Genomic DNA, 1,379 nt, shown 5'->3' with positions numbered 1-1,379 from the left:
CAATAATGACTTTTTTCTTTTTTGCTGCGGATACTTACATGGATTCTGTTTTACATCAGTTGCAATTCTCTTTGTCGATCACCGGCCCCATCTGCTTAATGTTGGTGCTTGGCGTTATCTTTAAACGGTTTGGTCTCATCAACGATAACTTTATTGAAATAGGCTCTAAGCTGGTTTTTAAGGTCACGCTGCCAGCCATGTTGTTTGTCAGTATTGTGGCTTCTGAGCATGATTTTTCTGCCGCCAGTGGTTTCATCAACTACGGCGTAGTCGCGAGCATTCTGTTTTTTATTTTCACCTACATATCCGTTTCTGTTCTGTTTAAGTCTTCTCCCGATCAGGGCGTGTTGATTCAAGGTGGGTTTCGCGCCAACACTGGCATTATCGGCATTGCATACGTTGCGAATGCTTATGGTTCACAGGGTGTCGCATTAGCTGCTCTTTATGTCGCCATCACCACGTTTATCTACAACGTTCAAGCGGTGATCTGCCTATCACCCAAAGGCGCTACGTCTGCCTCTCAAGCAGCAAAAATGATGGGAAGAACACTGACGAAGAACCCGCTTATCATCTCCATCGTTTTAGGTATGCTTTTCTACTTGTTGTCGATTCCGGTTCCAAACGTAGTCATTGATGCGGGTAACTATCTGTCGAAAATGACGTTGCCGCTCGCATTGTTATGTACAGGCGGGTCGTTGGATTTTAGTTTGATGAGAAAGGAAAAAGGCCCGTCTTGGTTTGCAAGCAGTTACAAGTTGATTGTCGCCCCAGTGTTGATCACGTTAGGCGCGTATTTTGTTGGTTTTCGAGGTGTTGAATTGGGGATTTTATTCTTCATGAACGCCTCACCCGTTGCGGCAGCGAGTTACGTCATGGCCCGCTCAATGGGAGGAAACGCGGTACTGGCAGCCAACATTATTGCTTTGACAACCGTGCTTTCAACCGTCACCTGCACGTTCGGTATTGTGGTTCTAAAATCGTACGGTTTGATCTGAAAAATGAAATAAAAAAGCCTCAGAACATAGCTGAGGCTTTACAAAAAGGCTTAGATTTAACGCAGAGAAAACGCTTACGAATGATTGGCTAATGTCATTTTCCTTACCAAACGAAAAAACTCTGCCGACTCATCTTCTGATAAACAAGAGAAGAATTCGCGCTGCAAGTTCCTCATTATTTGATGAACTTTCTTTATCGTTGCTTCACCTTCTTTCGTCAAACTGAGCATTTTCAGTCGTTGGTTCGCCTCACTCTTCGAAACGCACACAAAACCACGTTTTTCCAAGTTATCGACCATGCGCTTTGCAACGCTTCGTTCGGTCAGAACGGCATCGGCTAACGCTTGTTGACTCATGGGCTGAAATTCTTCTAACGCTGCCAAC

2 protein-coding genes are annotated in these 1,379 nt (G+C 44.7%); one reads left to right on the top strand and one right to left on the bottom strand.

Annotated elements, in window-relative coordinates:
• Positions 1–38: 38 nt before the first annotated feature.
• Positions 39–995: an AEC family transporter gene (locus R7E42_RS24275; RefSeq protein WP_318073130.1), complete on the top strand. Its 957-nt coding sequence runs from the start codon at positions 39–41 to the stop codon at positions 993–995.
• Positions 996–1,069: 74 nt separating this feature from the next.
• Here R7E42_RS24275 and R7E42_RS24270 read toward each other — a convergent pair.
• On the bottom strand, positions 1,070–1,379 hold a 310-nt coding region (locus R7E42_RS24270; protein WP_318073129.1), incomplete at its 5' end, for a MarR family winged helix-turn-helix transcriptional regulator.

The organism is Vibrio sp. Vb1337 (genome assembly GCF_033338715.1).
Lineage (GTDB): Bacteria > Pseudomonadota > Gammaproteobacteria > Enterobacterales > Vibrionaceae > Vibrio > Vibrio alginolyticus.
Note: the sequence above shows the minus strand (reverse complement) of the source record. Positions and strands in the feature narration are given on the sequence as shown.